This window comes from Methanoculleus sp. MH98A, from assembly GCF_000691865.1.
Classification (GTDB): domain Archaea; phylum Halobacteriota; class Methanomicrobia; order Methanomicrobiales; family Methanoculleaceae; genus Methanoculleus.
Genome location: NZ_JMIO01000222.1, coordinates 1 through 1,320 on the forward strand (window position 1 = coordinate 1; position 1,320 = coordinate 1,320).

2 protein-coding genes and 1 pseudogene are annotated in these 1,320 nt (G+C 46.7%); 1 reads left to right on the forward strand and 2 read right to left on the reverse strand.

Translation table 11 applies throughout. From position 1 onward, the window contains the following. The first annotated feature begins 405 nt into the window (after positions 1-405). Complete coding sequence (locus tag EI28_RS15615; RefSeq protein ID WP_369792318.1) at positions 406-675, forward strand: HNH endonuclease; 270 nt, start codon at positions 406-408, stop codon at positions 673-675. On the opposite strand, the gene EI28_RS15620 is transcribed toward EI28_RS15615, so the two are convergent. Together EI28_RS15620 and EI28_RS15170 are read right to left on the reverse strand one after the other, a co-directional pair. After that, a complete protein-coding gene (locus EI28_RS15620; RefSeq protein ID WP_082223170.1) occupies positions 650-1,072 on the reverse strand; it encodes an IS5 family transposase in 423 nt (140 codons plus the stop codon). The genes EI28_RS15615 and EI28_RS15620 overlap by 26 nt on opposite strands. Positions 1,073-1,083: 11 nt before the next feature. Then, positions 1,084-1,320 (reverse strand): annotated as a pseudogene (locus EI28_RS15170) (hypothetical protein); the annotation flags it as partial.

Here is a 1,320-nt window from a genome sequence, read left to right on the forward strand (position 1 = left end):
TACTCTTTTGTAACGCCTTTATATTTTCCACCGCTCTTTTTCCCACTGACTATACGCCCGCTGTCTGAATCACGCTTGTAATGAATCCCCGTGTTGGGATTCTCGAATTGGGTTTTCCTTCTGACCGCTCCCTTACGGTGTCCACGACCTGTATTTGTCGCCATCAGAATCACCTAATAATTAATTAATTTTTCTAATTATTATGCCTATCTAATCGAATATAACCGAATATCTTAAATTTAAGTTCTACAAATAGCCACATGAGAGGATATGGCGCGCGACCCTTTTGATTTTAAGATCCCGAGCAGTAATTTGTTTGGATTTGACACCAAAACGACAACAGCACGAGCATCTTGTCCAAAAGCTGTCAAGGAGGCTGTTTGGCGCAAATATAATGGGGAGAAGATGAAAGGGAAATGTTACGTTTGTGATAAGGAAATTACGTTCACAAGTTTTGAGGTAGGGCATAATAAAGCCGCGTCGAAGGGCGGTGAATGGACTGTCGCGAATTGCCGACCGTTGTGCAGGACATGCAATAGATCGATGGGAACGATGTCCATCGAATCGTTCAAAAAAAAGCACTTTTCGAGTCCCAAACTAAAAACGAAGAAAGCAACATCAAAAAGAACCACGACAAAAAAGAAGGAGGTCATCCCAATATTCTCCCGATCATGACACTACATGCCAAGTGAATCAATCCCATGAATGAGTGCTCATATCGCTCGTATCGGGGAGTGATCTTCTTGAACGCCTCAATCCAGCTGAAGAACCGTTCTACCGCATTGCGCTTTTTATAGAGTTCTGGATCAAACCAGAATGGCCTCCCTCGTTTCGGCTGTTTCCGGGATCTCCGGTTGACCGGTATATTACTCTTTATTCTTCTTTTACGGTTGTACTGACGGATTTCCCGGGCATCGTAGGCTGCATCTGCGGAGATGATTGCAGGACGCTCCTGCACTTCGGGAATCTCAAACGCTTCGAGGGTTGGCTCGTAGAGCCGTGAATCATGGACATTTGCCGGTGCAACCGTGCAGGCAAGCGGGAGGCCGTTCCGATCGACCAGAGCACTCAGCTTATTCCCGTTTACCTTTTTATAGCCATCATAGCCCGCTGATCCCCTTTTTTAGCCGGGATATCCTTGGTATCCGTCGCACAATGTGATAGATCGATTTTCTTGATCGCATACCCGGATCGGAGCAGGTCGAGGAAGATCGCCTGGTACACTCCTTTCTCGCAGAGTTCGAGATGGTACCGATGAACCGTCGATTTGGTGCCATATTTCGCCGGTACATCGAGCCAGGAGCACCCGGTGGTCAGAAC